At 70.5% G+C, this 17,109-nt stretch carries 15 protein-coding genes and 1 pseudogene; 6 read left to right on the top strand and 10 right to left on the bottom strand.

The window, feature by feature from the left end:
- The first annotated feature begins 55 nt into the window (after window positions 1-55).
- Complete coding sequence (locus tag EJ357_RS46085; protein ID WP_126398630.1) at window positions 56-1,117, top strand: AraC family transcriptional regulator; 1,062 nt, start codon at window positions 56-58, stop codon at window positions 1,115-1,117.
- A 57-nt stretch (window positions 1,118-1,174) separates the two neighbouring features.
- Here EJ357_RS46085 and EJ357_RS46080 read toward each other — a convergent pair whose 3' ends face one another.
- The 3 genes from EJ357_RS46080 to EJ357_RS46070 are packed head-to-tail and all read right to left on the bottom strand — an operon-like array spanning window position 1,175 to window position 4,823.
- Window positions 1,175-2,605: an aldehyde dehydrogenase family protein gene (locus EJ357_RS46080; RefSeq protein WP_126398628.1), complete on the bottom strand. Its 1,431-nt coding sequence runs from the start codon at window positions 2,603-2,605 to the stop codon at window positions 1,175-1,177.
- Window positions 2,602-3,480 (bottom strand): SDR family NAD(P)-dependent oxidoreductase, encoded by an 879-nt coding sequence (locus EJ357_RS46075; RefSeq protein ID WP_126398626.1) that lies wholly within the window; start codon window positions 3,478-3,480, stop codon window positions 2,602-2,604. Before EJ357_RS46075 ends, EJ357_RS46080 begins: the two co-directional genes overlap by 4 nt.
- On the bottom strand, window positions 3,477-4,823 hold the full coding sequence (locus tag EJ357_RS46070) for a flavin-containing monooxygenase (protein WP_175647774.1): 1,347 nt from the start codon (window positions 4,821-4,823) through the stop codon (window positions 3,477-3,479). The genes EJ357_RS46075 and EJ357_RS46070 overlap by 4 nt, the downstream gene beginning before the upstream one ends.
- Window positions 4,824-5,002: 179 nt before the next feature.
- Between EJ357_RS46070 and EJ357_RS48760 the strand changes: the two genes are divergently transcribed.
- The gene (locus EJ357_RS48760) at window positions 5,003-5,164 is read left to right on the top strand and encodes a hypothetical protein (RefSeq protein WP_175647773.1); all 162 of its coding nucleotides are present in this window, start codon (window positions 5,003-5,005) and stop codon (window positions 5,162-5,164) included.
- A gap of 714 nt (window positions 5,165-5,878) precedes the next feature.
- Window positions 5,879-6,087, top strand: a pseudogene (locus EJ357_RS50910) (hypothetical protein); the annotation flags it as partial.
- 98 nt (window positions 6,088-6,185) lie between these two features.
- On the opposite strand, the gene EJ357_RS46055 reads toward EJ357_RS50910, so the two are convergent.
- Both EJ357_RS46055 and EJ357_RS46050 read right to left on the bottom strand, forming a co-directional pair.
- Window positions 6,186-6,770, bottom strand: coding sequence for a DinB family protein (locus tag EJ357_RS46055; protein WP_126398619.1), 585 nt, complete (start codon window positions 6,768-6,770; stop codon window positions 6,186-6,188).
- A 33-nt stretch (window positions 6,771-6,803) separates the two neighbouring features.
- Complete coding sequence (locus EJ357_RS46050; protein WP_126398617.1) at window positions 6,804-8,096, bottom strand: MFS transporter; 1,293 nt, start codon at window positions 8,094-8,096, stop codon at window positions 6,804-6,806.
- A gap of 89 nt (window positions 8,097-8,185) precedes the next feature.
- On the opposite strand from EJ357_RS46050, the gene EJ357_RS46045 reads away from it, so the two are divergent.
- Entirely contained in the window at window positions 8,186-9,166 is a 981-nt protein-coding gene (locus EJ357_RS46045; RefSeq protein ID WP_126398615.1) for an ArsR/SmtB family transcription factor, read from the top strand.
- Between the two features lie 122 nt (window positions 9,167-9,288).
- On the opposite strand, the gene EJ357_RS50905 is transcribed toward EJ357_RS46045, so the two are convergent.
- Both EJ357_RS50905 and EJ357_RS46035 read right to left on the bottom strand, forming a co-directional pair.
- On the bottom strand, window positions 9,289-9,417 hold the full coding sequence (locus EJ357_RS50905) for a transposase (protein ID WP_126398613.1): 129 nt from the start codon (window positions 9,415-9,417) through the stop codon (window positions 9,289-9,291).
- A 217-nt stretch (window positions 9,418-9,634) separates the two neighbouring features.
- Window positions 9,635-10,498: an NAD(P)-dependent oxidoreductase gene (locus EJ357_RS46035; RefSeq protein WP_126398611.1), complete on the bottom strand. Its 864-nt coding sequence runs from the start codon at window positions 10,496-10,498 to the stop codon at window positions 9,635-9,637.
- A 70-nt stretch (window positions 10,499-10,568) separates the two neighbouring features.
- Here EJ357_RS46035 and EJ357_RS46030 point away from each other — a divergent pair, with 70 nt between their 5' ends.
- Window positions 10,569-10,931, top strand: a complete 363-nt coding sequence (locus EJ357_RS46030) for a MerR family transcriptional regulator (protein ID WP_126398609.1) — start codon at window positions 10,569-10,571, stop codon at window positions 10,929-10,931.
- Between the two features lie 260 nt (window positions 10,932-11,191).
- Here EJ357_RS46030 and EJ357_RS46025 read toward each other — a convergent pair whose 3' ends face one another.
- Together EJ357_RS46025 and EJ357_RS46020 are read right to left on the bottom strand one after the other, a co-directional pair.
- Window positions 11,192-12,382, bottom strand: a complete 1,191-nt coding sequence (locus EJ357_RS46025) for an MFS transporter (protein WP_126398607.1) — start codon at window positions 12,380-12,382, stop codon at window positions 11,192-11,194.
- A gap of 127 nt (window positions 12,383-12,509) precedes the next feature.
- Window positions 12,510-15,734 (bottom strand): bifunctional cytochrome P450/NADPH--P450 reductase, encoded by a 3,225-nt coding sequence (locus EJ357_RS46020; protein ID WP_126398605.1) that lies wholly within the window; start codon window positions 15,732-15,734, stop codon window positions 12,510-12,512.
- A gap of 207 nt (window positions 15,735-15,941) precedes the next feature.
- On the opposite strand from EJ357_RS46020, the gene EJ357_RS46015 reads away from it, so the two are divergent.
- The gene (locus tag EJ357_RS46015; protein ID WP_126398603.1) at window positions 15,942-16,529 is read left to right on the top strand and encodes a TetR/AcrR family transcriptional regulator; all 588 of its coding nucleotides are present in this window, start codon (window positions 15,942-15,944) and stop codon (window positions 16,527-16,529) included.
- A gap of 101 nt (window positions 16,530-16,630) precedes the next feature.
- Here the strand turns inward: EJ357_RS46015 and EJ357_RS46010 are convergent, their stop codons facing one another.
- Window positions 16,631-16,996, bottom strand: coding sequence for a hypothetical protein (locus tag EJ357_RS46010; RefSeq protein WP_126398600.1), 366 nt, complete (start codon window positions 16,994-16,996; stop codon window positions 16,631-16,633).
- Window positions 16,997-17,109: the final 113 nt, after the last annotated feature.

Below are 17,109 nucleotides of genomic sequence, written 5' to 3'. Positions count from 1 at the left end.
GCGAGAACCCTTCTAGTGTGTGGGCAGCGAGCAAAGCCCGGTCACGAGGAACGCCATGTCCGAAAGCCCCGCCCCGGCACTGTCGCCGGGAACCAGCCGCAGCACCTCGGCGACCATCCCGCCGAACATCCTGCGCTGTCTCACGCCGGTCACCGACGGGTACGGAGTCGACCTGCGGCCCGAGCTGAGCCGGGTCGGGCTGGACGAGGCGATGATGCGTTCGGCGGCGCTGCGGGTCTCCTACCGCCAGGGCAGTGCCGTCATCCGGCGTGCGCTGGAGCTCACCGGTGACCCCCATCTGGGCCTGCGGGTGGGTGCCGCGCAGCACCTGACCTCCTGGGGCCTGCTGGGGTTCGCCCAGATGGCCGCGGGGACGCTGCGGGAGGCCATCGAGACGGGCGTGCGCTTTCAGAACCTTTCCGGGGCGATGGTGGTCTGGTCGGCGGGGCAGGAGGAAGCGGGCTACGTGCTGCGGGCCGAGCTGCCCAACCCCGCCCTCGATCCGGCGGTCGCGGTCTTCCTGGCGGAGGAGGCGTTCGCCAGTGTCGTCGCCCTCACACGGTTGAGTTCAGGGGAGGAGTTCGCCCCGCAGAGCGTCGAGTTCGCCTTCCCCGCCCCACGCCGCATCGGGCCGTTCACCGACCTGTTCCGCTGCCCCGTGCGGTTCGGCGCCGCGCACAACCGCCTGGTGTTCCCGACGGCATGGGCCGGGCGGCCGATGCCGGGCCACGACCGGGTCACCTACACCGCCGTCGTGGAACTCCTGGAGGAGCAGGTGGCGTCGAGGCGCGATCAGCAGGACCTGCTGGAGGTGCTGGAGATCTCGATCGCGCAGAGCCTGCCCGACGTGCCGTCCTTCGTCGAGCAGGCCCGACGCCGCGCTTCCAGTGAGCGCACGCTTCGTCGCCGGCTGGCCGAGTGCGGCACGACGTACGAGGCGGTCGTCGACGGAGTGCGCCGCGAGCGGGTCGAGCAGTTGCTGCGCCGACCCGAGCTGACCCTGCGGGACATCGCCCGGCAGGCGGGTTTCTCCGACGTGCGAGCGCTGCGGCGTGCGGTGCACCGCTGGCACGGGGTGCCCCCGGCGCGGCTGCGCGAGGAGGGCGCGGAACCGTGACGGGAGTGCCCGCGCATCGGCGGGCCAACCGGGTTACCGGGTCACCGAGTCACCGAGTCACCGCGTGCGGATCCAGATGGTCTTCTCCCTGGTCCACTGCGCGAAGGCGTCGGTGGACTTCTCCGCGCCGCCGAACCCCGACTGCTTCCACCCGCCGAAGGGTGTGGTGATGTCGCCTTCGCTGTAGGCGTTGACGGAGACCACCCCGGCTTCGACGCCCTGCGCGAGCCGGAGCGCGGCGTCGAGGTCGCGGGTCCACACCGAGGCGGCGAGCCCGTATTCGGTGGCGTTCGCCAGCCTCAGCGCCTCGTCCTCCGAGGTGAAGGTCTGGACGGTGACGACAGGGCCGAACAGTTCCTTGGTGAGCACGTCGCTGCCCGCCGGGGCCCGGCTGATCACGGTGGGCGGGTAGTAGGCGCCGCGCGGCGGCAGCCCGTGCGGCAGCCCGCCGGTGTGGATGTGGGCTCCGGCGGAGCGGGCGCCGTCCACCGCCGCCGCGACCCGGTCGAAGGCGGCACGGCTGATGAGCGGCCCCACCTGGGTGCGTGGGTCGGCGGGGTCGCCGATGGTGAGGCTCTTCGCGGCCCGGGTGAACCGGTCCAGCACCTCTTCGGCGATGCTGTGGTGGACCAGGACGCGGGAACCGGCGGTGCAGTTCTGCCCCATGGTCAGGAACGCGGCCTCGATCATGTTGTCGATCAGTTCGTCGCCGTAATCGAGCGCGTCCGCCATCAGGACCTGGGGGCTCTTGCCGCCCATCTCCAAGGAGACCCGTTTGAAGTTGGTCTCCGCCGCACCGGCCAGGATGCGGCGTCCGGTGGCAGTGGATCCGGTGAACGACAGGGCGCGCACGAGGGGGTTGCGGGCGAGCGCCGTACCGGTGACGGTGCCGTGGCCGGGCAGCACGGTGAGCACTCCGTCCGGCAGGCCCGCCTCGGCGGCCAGTGCGGCCAGGTGCAAAGTGGAACGCGGAGTGGCCTCGGCGGGCTTGAGCAGCAGGGAGTTGCCCGCGGCGAGCGCGGGCCCGACCTTCCAGGCGGCCATCGCCAGCGGGTAGTTCCAGGGCAGGATCGCGGCGGCCACCCCGACCGGTTCCCGGCTCACCAGGCCCAGGCTGTCGTGACCGGTGGGGGCGACGCGGCCGAAGACCTTGTCGGCCGCCTCCGCGAACCAGCGGATCGACTCGATGGCCCCGGGTACGTCGCCCGTGCGGCACTCCGTGATCGGTTTGCCGGCGTCCTCGCAGTCCAGCCGGGCCAGGAGCTCGGCGTCGCGCTCCATGAGGTCGGCCAGGCGCAGCAGGACAGCGGCCCGCTCCCGCGGGGAGCGGCCGGCCCAGACGCCGCTCTCGAAGACCTTGTGCGCCCGCTCGGCGGCGAAAGCGACGTCCTGCTCGCTCGCCGCGGTTACGGTCGTGATCAGCTCGCCCGTCGCGGGATTGACGACGTCGAGCGTCTCCGTGTTACCGGTGATGTGCGTCCCCCTCATGCTTCCTCCACCAGCTCCCACCGGCCGCCGGCGGCCTGGCGGGCCAGTCCTCTGCGGCGCAGGTCCTCCAGATAGCGGGCCATCCCCCGCTCGCCCCGCTTGCGGAACAGCGGAAAGAGCCTGGGCAGCAGATTCGGCGCGAGCATCGCGAACCGCACCAGCCGGGACTCGCCGGGCCTGACGTATGCCTCCAGGCGAGGCTTGTCCAGCAGGCTCACGACCGCCCTGACGACATCGGACGGCTGTTGCGGCGCGTCCTGGAACTGCATGGAGTTCCCGCCCTCGACGGCCTCTTGGCGGAGCATCCGCGTGTCGGTCGCCGACGGCAGTACCGAACCCGCCTTGATGCCCTTGTCCCCCAGGTCCAGCCCGATGGCGAGCATCGCGCCCCGCAGCCCGAACTTGGCGGCGGTGTAGATGGGGGTCTCGCCCAGCGGGAAGATCCCGCCGAGGGACACGGTCGTGATCACGCGGGGGTCGCCGGAGGCTCGCAGCAGCGGGATGGCTATCCGGGTGGTGGCCAGCGGGGAGATCAGGTTGAGCTCGATCTCCCGCTCGATGCTCTCGACGCTGCGCACGTCGAACCGTTCGGAGCTGGTCATGCCCACGTTGTTCACCAGGACGTCGATACGTCCGTGGGTGGCCGCGACGCCATCGAGCATCTGCTCCACCGCGAGGCGGTCCAGCAGGTCGCAGCCCAGCCCGGCATGCCCGCTCCCGGGCAGCTCGGCAGCGGTCCGCTTGGCCCGCACCTCGTCGATGTCGACCACGACGAGACGGGCACCGCCCGCGGCGAAGCGGAGACACAGGGCGCTGCCGATGCCTCCGGCGCCGCCGGTCACCAGGATGACCTTGTCACGGAAGTCGTACGTCATGACGCCACCGCCTCCTGTCGCGCGGACGTTGCCCGAGGCGGCAGTCCCGCGGTACGCCAGGCCATCCCTTCGGCGACCTTGCCGAGGTACTTCACGAAGGCTTCGCTGTGGACGTAGCCGGTGTGGCGCGGCGAGTCGACGAACTTCAGTCCGCCGGACAGGTCCGGCCGGTCGCCGCGGATCAGGCGGGCGAACCGCTCAGCGGTCAGCAGCCCGGCCCGCGCGTCCCGGATGAAGGAGGCGATCAACTGAGCCTGGCTGTCGAAGAGTTGGTAGGCACCGGAGTTGGTCTCCACGAAACCGACACCGAACAGGCCCTCGTGCTCGCGGGAGAACGAGGACAGGTAGAGGTCGGGGTGCTGCTCGTCGCCGAAGTACTTCTGCGCGACGGGGACTTTGTGGACGTATCCCGTGGCCAGCAGGATCAGGTCGAAGTCGTCGCTGGTGCCGTCGGTGAAGTGCACCGTGCTGCCCTCGGTGTGCGCGATGCCGGGCCTGGCCGTGATGTCCCCGTGCTGGAGGTGGTGGATCAGCAGCGAGTTGATGGCCGGGTGGGTCTCGAACAGCTTGTGGTCGGGCTTTTGCAGACCGAGCCTGCGCGGGTCGCCGTTGATGAGCCGCAGCAGGCCGCCGAACAGCTTCTGCTGCAGCCACATCGGCAGGTGGGGTCCGCCCGCGGCGATGGTGTCCACGGGGCGGCCGAACAGGTGCTTGGGTATGAACCAGTAACCACGGCGCATGCTGATCGCCGCGTGTTCGGCGGACCGCGCGGCGTCGCAGGCGATGTCCAGCCCGGAGTTCCCCGCACCCACCACCAGCACCCGCTTGCCCCGCAGTTCAGCGCTGCTGCGGTAGGTGACGGTGTGGCGGATCTCGCCGGTGAAGTCGCCCGGCAGATCAGGGATGCTGGGGTTCCACTGCGCGCCCGTGCACACGACGACGTGCCTGTGCATGCTCGCCCGGCCGTCGGACCGGGTGACCGTCCAGGTGCCGTCCGGGTTCTTCTCCACGCCGCGGACCTCGGTGCCGAACTCGATCCGCTCCCGCAGCCCGTACGCCTCGGCGAACGACGTCAGGTAGGACAGGATCTGCCGGTGCGGCGGGTAGTCGGCGAAGTGGTCCGGCATCGGATAGCCGCCGAAGCCGGAGAGGGTCTTGCTGGAGATGAAGTGGGCCGACTCGTACATCGGACTGCCCGGATTGTCGATGTCCCACAGCCCGCCCGGCCCGGTGTGGCGCTCGATGTGGGTATACGGCAGGTCGCGCTCGGCCAACGCCCTCGCGACCGCCAGTCCCGCGGGGCCGGCACCGATCACACAGGTGTCGTACTGGTTCGCACTCACCAGTCCGCCTCCTTTCTCGGATTTCTCAGGTGTTGCGGGGAACCTATGCACCGGGCGGCCGGCGGGAACTGACCCCTGCGGCCATGGAGGGGACCGCAGCGGCCAGAGCGAGGCCGCTGTTGCCCGGGCCGCCAAGGCGGGGACCTGATCGAATGGCTTGCTCACTTGACCGAGTCGCTGTGACGGCGCCGCGCCGGCACACGCCGGAGGCGAGCGCCCGGTTCTTCCTGGCCACTTTGGACGGACTGACGATGCAGCACCTGGCGCTTCCGGACGCGACGACCGAACCCGCCCGGCTCCAGGCACTGCTCTCCGCCATCGCGGCCCTGGCCCGCGGGTGACTGGAGTTCGTGGCCGTACCGACAGCCTGACGGGTGGGGACACTCGGGTCCGGCCGGGCATCCCACGCTCCTTCGGCGCGGCCTTCTGCAAGCGGGACCCCGGTACCAGCGACCTCCCGGAGTTGGAAGGGAACGGGGGCGTGGACGACCCGTCCAGCGCCGTCCAGGCGGCCGTCCCATTCACCCCGCGCCCCCGGGCCGCCGACGCCGCGGTCGGGTCTCCCCACGATGGGCTACGAGCGGGCGTTCTCCGACACGGCGCACCACCGCGTCGAGAACTTCATCGCCGGGATCCTCCTGCCGCACCAGAAGAGGACCCCGACGACCCCAACATCCGCACCATCTGGCCCAGATGGGCGCGAGTCGCTTGGGCATGCGGCGGGGCGATCTGACGGATGCCGAGTGGGAACGGTTGCACGTGGGAGTGTCTGCTGTAGCAGGTCCAGGCCTCGGCCGACGCCGCGGGCGAGATCGACTGGGACCTCCCGGTCGACTCCGCCATCGTGCGGGCTCATCAGCACGCGGCCGGTGCCCGGACCGCGTTTCCGCGGGTCGGTCTGGGTCGGTCTGGGTCGGCCGCGCACGAAGCCCGACAGCATCGCGGCCGACAAGGGGTACAGCAACAACCCGTGCCGCGAGTACCTGCGGCGCCGTGGCATCGGGCACACGATTCCGGAGCAGAGCGACAGTCAGGCGGTCCGCCTGCGCAAAGGCTACGTCGACGCCGCCGTCGCCCAGCTACCAGGCCGAGGGCCACGCGATCCGCGAGGAGGGCATCACCCGGCTCCCCTCTCAAGCACCGCAACCTGAACCTGCTCGGCCGCTACAGCTTCACCGCATCGACCCCGGCCGCCGGCGCCCTGCGCCCGCTGAGCGACGCGGACGCGCTCGAGCTGGACGAGGACGACGACGGCGCGGACTGAACACCCACATCGGGTGACGCGGGCACATCAGGTGGCCGGGTGCTCGGGAATCGTAAGCGCCGGTAGGGAGCTGATGCCAGGCTGCCCGATATGCCCGACTAAGCCTTGATTGATGCGGCCGACCTGGCGGCCTGCTCGATCTTCGCGCAGTAGGCTGCACGGGCTTCCTCGTCGATCGGCTGCTCGTGTTCGGCGCGCACCCCGGTCCGGCCGTCGAGGCCCTCGCGCAGGATATCGGCGTGCCCGGCATGCCGAACGGTCTCGCTGAGGACATGGAGCATGACGGCGAACAGGTTCGTGTTGGGAGAAGGCTCCGCCCACCATGGCACGTGGCCGGGGGCGTCGAGGGGAAGCTCGTTGATCGTCGCGTCCGAGTGTTCCCACGTGCGCCGGTAGAACCCGATGATCTGATCGCGGGTCTCGTCCTCGGTCGCCCACTGATCGCTGCCGTCGGAGTCCTGCCACCGGCACAGCGGTTCCGGGGAAGGGCGGTCGAAGACCTCGCCGAAGTACCTGGCCTCGACGGTGGCCACGTGTTTGACCAGGCCGAGGAGGTTGGTTCCGGTCGCTGTCAAAGGTCGGCGGGCGTCGTATTCGGACAAGCCGTCGAGTTTCCAGAGCAGCGCCTCGCGGTCCCGCCGCAGTCTCCCGTGCAGGTTGTCCTTCGCGAATTCATCGATCATGTGGCGTGAACCTTCCATGGGCTGTTCGTGGTCTCAAGATCCCGTACGTGGTCCGCAATGGCCGGCAGAGCCGAGGCTTAGGAGTCCTAACATGGGCGGGTGCCAGGTGAGTATCCAGCCAGCGGTAAGCACCGCCGCGCCACCTGCCAGGGCGATTGCGCCGCCTGTTCCGATGCCTGCGGCCACCGAGCCGAAGCAGGCCGGCCCGACGCCCTGCAGCGTCATGCTGCCGGAGCCGAGCAGACCGAAGGCCTGGCCTTGGCCATCCTGCGGCAGGGCGTCCAGGAACGGCCGTTGCAGGCCGAGGCCGTAGGCCAATCCGAAGCCGCAGAGCAGCAGCAGACAGGACGAGACCCCCACTCCGGGCTCGGTGGCGAAGCCGACCAGCGGCAGCCCCGTCAGCGCAATCAAAGGGACTACCAGTCGCTCCCGGATGGGTGGCCGTAGCAGTCGACCCACCAGCAGGTCACCGACGAGCATGCCGACCGGCAGACAGCCCATCAGCACCGCGTACCAGCCGGGCGCGAAGCGGCGTCCTCCCGCGTAGGCGACGATCAGGCCTTCCGCGCCCGCTACGAACGCGGGCGGTAGCCACTGGGCCAGCATCAGTCGTCGTACCGTGTGTCCGCGCAGCAGCAGGACGGCACCGTGCAGGCTTGCACGGACGGCCCCGCCATCGCCCCGAGCGCTGCCGGGTGTGCCGCCGAACTCTCCCGGCTGCAGCCGGGGTAGCCGGATGCGGATGGCGAACGCGCAGCCGAGGTAGAGGGCGGCGCTCACCGCGAGGGCCCGGTGCGGGCCGAGTACCGCGACGACCGCGCCTCCCAGCGCCAGACCGAACAATTGCGCGCCAGAGGAGGCGATGTTGTTCAGTGAACGGCCCAGTACATAGGCGTCGCCTTCCAGCCACTGCGCGACCAGCCGACTCGACGCGCCGCCGAACACCGGTGCGGCGAGAGCGACCAGCGCCACGACACCGAGGCTTGCCGCGATCGGCATCCGCACCAGGGCGAGCAGCAGCGCGGCGGCGCTTTCCAAGGCGTAGCCGCCGGCGATGAGCGCGCGGGGCGGCAGTTGGTCGGCCAGTGAGCCCAGCAGCAGCGAGCCGAACAACTGCGGGAGAAAGCCGATGCCGAAGGCCAGTGCGCTCAACAGCGCGGAGCCGGTGGTCGCGAAGACCAGCACCGAGAACGTGGTGATCCGCAGCGAGCCCGCAGTGATCGCGACGGCGCGCGTCGAGAAGAGCAGCCGGAATCGCGGCTCGGCCAGCACCTCCCGGTAGGTGGCACGGTGGTTGCCCTGCGCGGGCCCGGCGGTTGGGGTCATGACGCCGAGCCTCGCCGTGCGCCCACGCCACCCACCAATGATTCGTCGCTGGACGAATCGGAACAGACGTCCGGCGCTAGCATCGCAGGGTGCTCCGCTTCGAAGTCTCCGTCGAGGACCTGCTGCGCAGCCGCTTCGCACTGTCGCCCGCGTTGGACCTCTGCTTGCTGCTGCGCTCGCTCGCCGGCCACGACCGGCCGCTGCCGCGAGCCTGGGCCACCCGGCTCCGGCCAGCCTTTGAACGGCTTCGCCGCGAGACCGAACTGGACGCAGCCCTCGCCCTGCAAACCCCGCAAGGCGGACCGAACTTCGTCGCCCCGCCCCCGCGCGGCCTCAACCAGACCTGGGCAGACGACCTGGCCATGATCCGGGCCACACCGCTGGAAGCGGCCCGCCACGAATTCGCCACCACCGCGACCAGCCCGTCCGCCCGTGATCCCCGCGTACGCGCAGTGCTGGACTCCACGGACGCCGTCTCCAGGATCGCCGAGGCGATGGACCAGGCGTGGCACGAGCTGCTCGCCACTGACTGGCCGCAACTGCGCGCGATCTGTGAGCGCGATGTCGTGCACCGGGTGGGTGTGATCGGCGAACACGGATGGGCCACGACCATCGAGAGCCTGCACCCGAGCATCGCCTGGCGCGCCGGCGGTATCGAGATCGGCCACTTCCCCCAAGTCGGAAACGTCCGCCTCGCCGGCGACGGGCTCCTGCTGATCCCTTCGGTCTTCGTCGCGAATATCGCCGCCCACCTGGAAGAACCCTGGCCCAGGACCTTGGTCTATCGTGCCCGCGGCACCGCCGCCCTGTGGGACGAACAGGCGACCGTCCCCCAACCGGACGCACTGACCGCTCTGGTCGGCCGGGCCCGAGCCCGGCTGCTGTTGGCGCTGGACGCCCCGGCCAGTACCAGCCACCTCGCCCGAACCCTCGCCATGGCACCCGGCGCGGTCGGAGACCACCTCGCCATCCTGCGAGGTGCGGGGCTGCTCGTCCGTGCCCGGTCCGGACGGTCGGTGCTCTACCGGCGCACCCCGCTCGGCGAGGCGCTGGTCGCCGGTTCGGGCTGAGGGCTCTGACCAGCACTGTTTTTTGATGGGCGGTACGGCGTGGATCAGGAACCTTGGCTCACCTCGTCAGCCGGTGACGCCGTGCTGGAGCTGCTTCTCGGCGCAGAGCAGAGGGCGGCCGCTCACGACTTGGTTTCGAGCCAGCCGCACATCAGCAGACGCTCCCACGTGCCGTAGGCCGACAACAGGCGGTGGCGTTCATGGACGGTCTTCCAGGCACCGTACTGCTCGGGAAGATCCCGCCCCTGCACGCCGGTCCGCCCCCCGGTGCAAGATTCCGTCGATCACCTGCCGGTGGTCCCGCCACCGGCCACAACATCCATTGCTCACCGGCAGTCACATGATCGCCCGGACAGCTCCAAGCCGCGCCATGCAGCTCCGACACAGTCGCTGCTCCGGTCCGTCCGGGCTGGGCGGCCTCAAGCCCCTGCGGCTGCCAGGTGGATGACCCGGCCGCCATCGCACGACTCATGGCTTGCGGAACTGCTCCACCAGCGCCACGTACCCGCTGGCGCCGTGACCCGCGGTCGCCGCTCGCTCGGCCAGTGCCTTGAGCAGCCTCGGCAGCTCGGCGTTCACACCGAGCGACTCGCTCTCCTCGACCACATGCGCCATCGCCACCAGGTGGGTGTCGACAGTGCCGTCGTCGGCCGGGTAGATGCCGTCGTCGGCCTGCCGCGCGTAGTCCGGCAGCCAGCCGGCCACCATCTCGATCGCCGTCTGCGCGATGGGGAGGTACGCCGTGGCGGGCACACCGGCCCTGCCGAGGATCGCGGCACCGTTGAGGAAACCGTCGAGCATGCTCCACATGAGGACGAGTGTGGCCATCTCGTGCGTGGCCGACAGTCCGGGGTCGTCGCCGAGGTGGAGACCCGTGCCGAGACTGCCCAGCGTCGACTCGTGGGCGTCGTACAGCGCTCGCGGCCCGCTGCAGGCGAGCACGGCTTCGGCCGTACCGACAATCTCCGGGACGGCCATGATCCCGCCGTCGAGGTAGCCGCCGCCGCGGCGCGCCACCTCCTCCGCGAGCGCTCGGGCACGCGAGGGCGCGCCCGAGGTCAGGTTCACTACAACCCGACCGTCGAGCGGTCCGTCCAGGACGTCCGCCACGGCGTCGTAGTCCGACACGCAGACCACCACGAGCGGGGCGGCCGCAATAGCGGCCGCCGGAGACTCGGCGAGCGTCGCGCCCCGAGCCACGAGGTCGTCGGCCTTGGCCCTCGTGCGGTTCCACACGGTCGTCGGGTGACCCGCGCGCAAGAACGCCCCGGCGAGGGCGGAGCCCATAAGTCCGAGTCCCAGAACCGTGACGGGTGTACCAGCGGGCATCATGTGCTCCTTCTCTGATCGGTGGCACAATCGTCAACGTTCACACCGATATGAAGGTCAAGGGGGAACTCGCATGCTGATCGGGGAGCTGAGTCGGCGGACTGGGGTGAACCCGCACCAACTGCGGTACTACGAGGCCCAGGGCCTGCTGGAGCCCGACCGCGGCGACAACGGCTACCGCGAGTACGGCCACGACGCCGTGCTGACCGTGGCCCAGATCAGGAAACTGCTCGACGCCGGGCTGTCGACCCAGGAGATCGGGTACCTCCAACCGTGCGTCACCGGCGCGGCCCCCGACTTGAAGCCCTGCCCGGAGACCCTGGAGCTGCTACGGGCACGCATCGCCGGACTGGGCGAGCAGATCGACACGCTCGTCCAGTCCCGCCAGACGCTGCTGGAGTATCTGGCGGCCACGGAGCGGCGGATGGCCGGCTAGCGAGGAGGACCTGGCCGAGGAGACCAGACTGCCCCGGCCCGGATCGAGGCCGGGGTGCCATGGCAGAGCCTGGAGTGTCTGCGCCGGCGCGAGCAGTTCAGACGCACCCCGGCGACCTGCACCGTCAGAAGCTTTGCGCTCCGTGATGCGGCGTCTCGATCCCGGGTCTTGTCATGTCCTGAGGGACGTCACCTGACAGACGCTCGACGCCATGAAGCTGCCACCGCTCCCTGACGCAGAACAGGGGGCGGTGGCAGCGTTCACGAGGAGGTCTCGAGCCCCCTCTCGGCCGATGCCTCCGTGCCGGCCACCGTCATCCGGAGCAAGGGCAGCGAGGCGACGACGGTGCCGAGGGCCAGGACGATGCCGAGTACGTCGGCCCCGGCGGCGTCGAGGACGGCCCCGACGGCAAGGGGTCCGATGCCGGTGCCCAGGGCGCCCGCGCCGCTGAGGGAGGCGACCAGGCGTCCGGTCGGGTCAATGAGCGCGGCGGCGGCGAGCATCTGCACCAGGACGGCCAGTTGGCAGGCCTGCCAGAGGACGGCCGCGACGGTGAAGAGCACGGGGTCGTGGGTGAGGACCAGGGCCGCCATCGCGAGGGCCTGCGCCGTGACGAAGACGGCCATCGACCTCATGCGCCCGAAGCGCCGCGCCGCCACCGGCCCCACCACCGCGCCGACGAGCGCCACGACGCTGGAGATCGCGAGTACGGCCGATACGGCCGAGTGGGACATCCCGGTGTGCTGGCGGCCCAGGACCGAGGCGTACGACCACGCGCCCTGGGTGACGGTCCACAGGAGCGCGGTTCCGAGGAGCAGAACCACCGTCGGCTTGGCGGCGGGTGTCTCTCCCGTACCGGCGGAGGCGGCGCCCGGTGTCGCGGGACCGGTAGGGCCGTCGGGGAGTTGGCGTGTCAGTGGCCAGGCGGCGAGACAGCACAGCGCCATGAGCAGGAAGCCGGTGCCTTCCCCGAGGTCGTGGTTGGCCGCGGGGACGCCCATGATCAGCAGAGCCGTCACGCCGACCACACCGCAGATGGTGACCGCGGACGCCTTGTCGGCGTCGTCGGTGGCGGCGAGCGCCGCCGTGGCCGCCGCGTAGACCGCGCCGAGCCCCGCGCCGAGAACCAGGTTGGCCAGGATCAGGGTCACCGGGTCGCCGGCCGCTGCCGCTCCCAGGAAGCCGACTCCCGAGACGGCCAGGCCGAGACGGGTCATCCGCACCCGCCCCGGCCGCGCGGCCCGCTTGGCCAGCAACAGCGTCACCACCGCCGTCGCCATCAGCTGGGTAGCGGCCACGAGCCCGGCGCCGGAGTCCGACAGCCCGAAGCGTGAAGCGAAGTCGTCGACGAAGACCGGCATCACGTTCGCGCCGCCGTTGCCGAGGGTGACTCCGGCGATGAGCGCCACCGCCATACCGAAGGTCAGGGCGGAGGCGCTTCGCGCGTTCACCGGGCGCTCCTCTGCGAGGAGTTGGGGACTACCAGCGTTCCTCGGCTCAGCGCCGAGTGTGCAACAAGCATGAGAGCCTCACGAGTCAGGTTCGGTTCGATGGACGCCTGCCATCGCGATGGGGTGGTCAGCCGGCCCAGACGTCTTCCACGTAGTGGCCGGACTCGGTCAGAGCGGCCAGCCAGGCCGTGGCCTCGTCACCGTCCGCGCCCGTGCGGTCGCGGTAGATCTCCCTGAACGCCTCCCGCACCGCCGGGGCCATGCGACGGCCGTCTCCGCAGACGTAGACGCGCCCGCCGGACTCCAGTACCGCCCAGACCTCGTCGCTCTCCTTGGCGATGCGGTCCTGGACGAAGCGGGCACCGTCCTCGGGGGCGCAGGAGAAGGTGGGTCGCATGCTGACGGCTCCGGCCGCCTCGGCCGCTTCGAACTCCGCGCGGTGGAGGTAGTCGACCTCGGGGTGGTCGCAGCCGAAGTAGCACAGCAGCGTTCCGGTCGACCGGGTGTGGTGGCGGTCGAGGACCGCACCGCGGAACGGCGCCAGACCGGTGCCCGCGCTGACCAGGATCACCGGCACCGACTCGTCCTGCGGCAGGCGGAAGGCTTCACTGCAGGGCAGCACCCTGGCCTGGACGATGTCGCCGGCGTGCACGGTCTGGAGGTAGTGCGAGGCGATGCCGTGGAAGGTGCCCTCCCCGCGGCGGTGCGGTGCGGCGAGCAGCGACACCATCAGGTCGACCTCGCCGGGGGCGGCTTCGGCGGACGAGGAGATGGAGTAGTGGCGCGGGCGCAGGACGGGCAGCAGTTCCAGGAAGCGTTCGAAGGGCAGCTCGCAGGCGCGGTAGCGCTCCAGCAGGTCCAGGACGCTGCGTCCGGCGGCGGTCACCTGCTCACGGAAGGCCTCCTCGTCCGCCGCCGCGAGGTCGGCCAGGGGCCGCTTCTCGGGCGGGCAGGCGGTGTGCTCGGCGAGCACGGCGACCTGCTCCTGGGTGGCGGCGTCCTGCAGTTCCACGAAGTCGGTCAGCAGGCGGCGCAGGGTCAGCGGCCGGTCGACGGGCAGGGCGCCCCGGCTGCGGCGGCGGGCGCGCAGTCGCACGGTGCGGTCCAGGTCGAGGCCGAAGCGGTCGGCCACCCGGCGTACGAGGGCGTCCGGGTTGCTGGGGAGGACGGCCAGGTGGTCGCCGGTGCGGTAGGTGACGCCCTCGGGAAGCCGCAGCCTGAGGAATCGCTTGGAGCGGCCCAACCCGTTGTTCATGTCGACGAGTTCGTACGCGTCGAGCACTTCCATCGGCTGTACGCCGTGGCGTGCCGCGAGGCCGCCGATGACCGAGTCGGTCGCGTCCTGAAGCTCGTACAGTCCCGTCTCCTGTTCGGCGGCCGGCTCGGTCTCCTGCGCTTGTACGGCTGATCCGTACCGCTCCAGAAGGGCGGTCCACAGGTCGCCGGTCCACCGGTCCACGGTGCCGGCGAAGTCGCCTGCTGCGTCCGCGGCGGCGCGCTCCAGCAGCGGGGTGGCGCCCGCGGCGGTGAGCCGCTCGTCGATGAGGGTGGGGATGCGCTGGTAGGTGGCGGCCCAGTTGCGGTCACCGACGCCGAGTACGGTGTACCGAAGGCCGTCGAGCGCGCCGGGTTCCAGGCCCTCCAGCCATGCGACGAATTCCGTGGCGTCGTCGGTGGGCCTGCCGTTGTAGGACGCGGCCACGATCACCACCGGTCCGTCACCCGGGGACAGCTTGCCCACGGCATCGTTGAGGGGAGCCACGGACGGGGCGAAGCCGTGCTCGTCGCCGTCCGCCGCCAGGTCGCGAGCGATGCCCGCGCAGGTGCCCAGGTTGGAGCCGTGCAGGAGGGTCAGCGCGGTGCCGGTGGCGCGCCGGACGCCGGGCCCGTCCTGACCGGCGGGAGCGCTGCTCGCGGCGACGGGCGCGGCGGTGGGCAGGCGGCGCTCCCCGCTGGTGCGCCGGGCCAGGTTCAGCGTGAACTCGTCGGGCTTGAGGGTGAGCGACTGCTTGATCTTCAGCTGGTAGTTGGTGTGGTCGATCAGGCGGTAGCGGTGGATCACCAGGGCGAGGACCAGCGTCGCCTCGTGCAGCGCGAACTGGCGGCCGATGCAGGCGCGTTCGCCGCTGCCGAACGGCTTGAACAGGTGGACCGGCCGCTCCTCCTCCCGTTCGGGCAGGAACCGGTCGGGGTCGAACAGTTCGACGTTCTCGCCCCAGGCGGGGTCCCGGTGCAGCTGCGGGATGAGCACCTGGATCGACTCGCCCTTGCGCACGGCGTACTTCCCGCCGATGACGGTGTCCTGAAGCGGCTCCACGGCGTACGCGGGCGCCGTCGGCCACAGCCGCAGGCCCTCGTTGAGCACCTGGCGGATGTACGTCAGTTTGCCGATGTCCCCGTAGTCGGGCGCGGGGGCGTCCAAGTCGCCCCACAGGGCGTCGACCTCGGCCTGGGCGCGGGCGAGGACCTCGGGGTGCTTGGTCAGGTAGTAGAGGGCGAAGGACAGGGCCCCGCTGGTGGTCTCGTGCCCGGCGATGAGGAACGTGATCGCCTGGTAGCGGATGTTGACGTCGTCCAGGGGCTCGCCCGTTACCGCGTCCGGGGTGTGCAGCATGCGCCCGAGCAGGTCGTCGGTGCTCGGGTCTCCGGAGGCCCGGCGCTCCCGGATCACGTCGTCGACCAGGTCCTTCATCAGGGTCACGTCGGCGCGGAACTGCTCGGCCTGCTTCCACTTGAACAGGTCCGCGCCAGGGATGGACTCCCCCTTCGCCTGGGCGAAGCCGAGCGCTCGCGACAGGGCGGTGACGAAGGGGTGCGACTCCTCGCTGCCGAAGGACTTGAAGTCGTAGCCGAATCCGCACAGGCCGATCGTGTCGAACGTCAGCCGCGTCATGTCGCCGGCTACGTCCACGGGCTCCGTCCCGGCCGCCCGGTCCCACTTCCCGATCAGTTCCCGGGCCACCTTGAGCATCGTCGAGTGGTAGCCGCGCATCGCGCCGAGCGAGAAGGCCGGCATCAGGATGTCGTGCGCCTTGCGCCAGTTGGGCTCGTCGTTGAACGCGGTGAAGAGCCCGTCGCCGCCGATCTCGCGAAGGATCACGAGGTCGGGGTGCACGTTCTTGCGGAACCGGCTCTCGTCCGCCAGCTCGGTGACCAGGTCGAGGCCGGAGGCGAAGTTGATCTCGTTGCCGAAGACGCGGAGCTTGAACAGCGGCCCCAGCTCCCTGGCTTCCTTCATCACGTAGAGCAGGCCGTCGGCGCCACCGGGGATGTCGAAGGCGTGGCCGACCAGGGGCAGGGCGGGGCGCTGAGGGATCGGCTCGGTGATGCCGCGCAGGGTCTCGTGAGTCATGAGCTTGCCTTTCGTTCGGCGCAGGCTGTCGCTGGCAAGAACCGTACAGGCGACATTGTCAGTCGACAATGTCGGTCGATCGTGTTGACCGACACAGTCGATTGACGGAACCTTCGGAAGCCTTGGAACGTCTGGCCGATCCAGGGCCCGGAAACCAAACCTTGTCGAGCGACCTGTTCGACAGACTGAGTCGCATAGGATGGCGCCATGGCTCATGTATCCGCGGCGGAGCGCCGCCCCCAACTGATCAAGGCCGCCATCGACCTCATGGCCAGGGAGGGCGTCGCCGCCGGCAGCACCCGCGCCATCGCCGCCGAGCTCGGCGTGGCCCAGGCGACCGTGCACTACACCTTCGGCACGAAGGAGGATCTGTACCGGGCCGTCATGGAGCAGCTCACCCAGGACCTGGTCACCCAGGTGGAGCGGGCGGCGCCCACGGACGCGGCCTTCGAGGACACGATCGTCACGCTCGCCGAGGCCCTGTGGCACACCGTGCTCGAACAGCCGGCGTCGTACCAGCTCCTCACGGAACTGTCCATGTTCGCCCTGCGCACGCCCCATCTCCAGGAGGCGCTGCAAAGCCACTACCGCGGCATCTTGGCCGTGACGGCGAAGCTGATCAGCGAGGCCGCCGAACGCGCCGGCCACCAGCTCGCCCAGCCCGCCGAGACGATCGCGAGGTTCTTCCTCGCGGGCTTCGACGGGCTGACGATGCAGCACCTCTCACTGCCGGACGAGGAGGCCGAAAGGGTCTGCCTGCGGGCTCTGATCTCCGCCGTGCTGGCCATGGCCTGAGGGCACCGGCGAACGACGCGGTGCGGCTGACGATCACACGGCGCCCGGCAGACGTGCGGAACAGCGCACCGCACGCCGACTCGTGCAGAATGCGAACCGCTCTACCGGGTCTTCAATTCCCCGATACGCGCCACCGTCGTTCCCCGCTTCGGGCATACCCACACCGCCGTGTCTGTGCGGAGAGTCGCCGCCAGCGGATGTGTGTCCGGGTGTGTCGGGCACTGCGGCCAGACCGCCGACGCACCTTCGGACCACAGTGCCTCCACCGCCCAGTCCTGCACCTGATCCGCCAGGTGCGCGAGCAACTCCGCGGTGGTGCCCTCCGGATGTGGAGTCAGACCCTGGCCCGAACCGTCCGGGGCCCAGAGCGTGATCCCGATCCCGTCATCCCAACGTATCTCCGGCTGCACCGCGCACTGCGCCCGGAGGTCCCGCAGAACTGTGTCCACGGCCTCGGCGAATTCCATCTTCTCTGGACTCCTCGTCACCTCGGGGCGAACTTCCCCACGGGCTCCTCGACCCTTGCAGCCTGCGAATGAAGGGGGCGCGCTCCAACGTACAGGGCCTGTCCGATGAGTCT

Origin of the sequence: Streptomyces cyaneochromogenes, assembly GCF_003963535.1 — a bacterium.
GTDB classification, from domain to species: Bacteria; Actinomycetota; Actinomycetes; order Streptomycetales; family Streptomycetaceae; genus Streptomyces; species Streptomyces shaanxiensis.
This window is presented reverse-complemented; position numbering and strand designations above follow the sequence as displayed.

What these genes read in the sequence shown, in the direction of transcription:
- EJ357_RS46035 (WP_126398611.1), bottom strand. Translation starts at nt 10,498, where the DNA reads ATGATGCCCGCTGGTACACCCGTCACGGTTCTGGGACTCGGACTTATG.
- EJ357_RS46015 (WP_126398603.1), top strand. Translation starts at nt 15,942, where the DNA reads ATGGCTCATGTATCCGCGGCGGAGCGCCGCCCCCAACTGATCAAGGCC.
- EJ357_RS46055 (WP_126398619.1), bottom strand. Translation starts at nt 6,770, where the DNA reads ATGATCGATGAATTCGCGAAGGACAACCTGCACGGGAGACTGCGGCGG.
- EJ357_RS46010 (WP_126398600.1), bottom strand. Translation starts at nt 16,996, where the DNA reads ATGGAATTCGCCGAGGCCGTGGACACAGTTCTGCGGGACCTCCGGGCG.
- EJ357_RS46075 (WP_126398626.1), bottom strand. Translation starts at nt 3,480, where the DNA reads ATGACGTACGACTTCCGTGACAAGGTCATCCTGGTGACCGGCGGCGCC.
- EJ357_RS46020 (WP_126398605.1), bottom strand. Translation starts at nt 15,734, where the DNA reads ATGACTCACGAGACCCTGCGCGGCATCACCGAGCCGATCCCTCAGCGC.
- EJ357_RS46050 (WP_126398617.1), bottom strand. Translation starts at nt 8,096, where the DNA reads ATGACCCCAACCGCCGGGCCCGCGCAGGGCAACCACCGTGCCACCTAC.
- EJ357_RS46085 (WP_126398630.1), top strand. Translation starts at nt 56, where the DNA reads ATGTCCGAAAGCCCCGCCCCGGCACTGTCGCCGGGAACCAGCCGCAGC.
- EJ357_RS46030 (WP_126398609.1), top strand. Translation starts at nt 10,569, where the DNA reads ATGCTGATCGGGGAGCTGAGTCGGCGGACTGGGGTGAACCCGCACCAA.
- EJ357_RS46080 (WP_126398628.1), bottom strand. Translation starts at nt 2,605, where the DNA reads ATGAGGGGGACGCACATCACCGGTAACACGGAGACGCTCGACGTCGTC.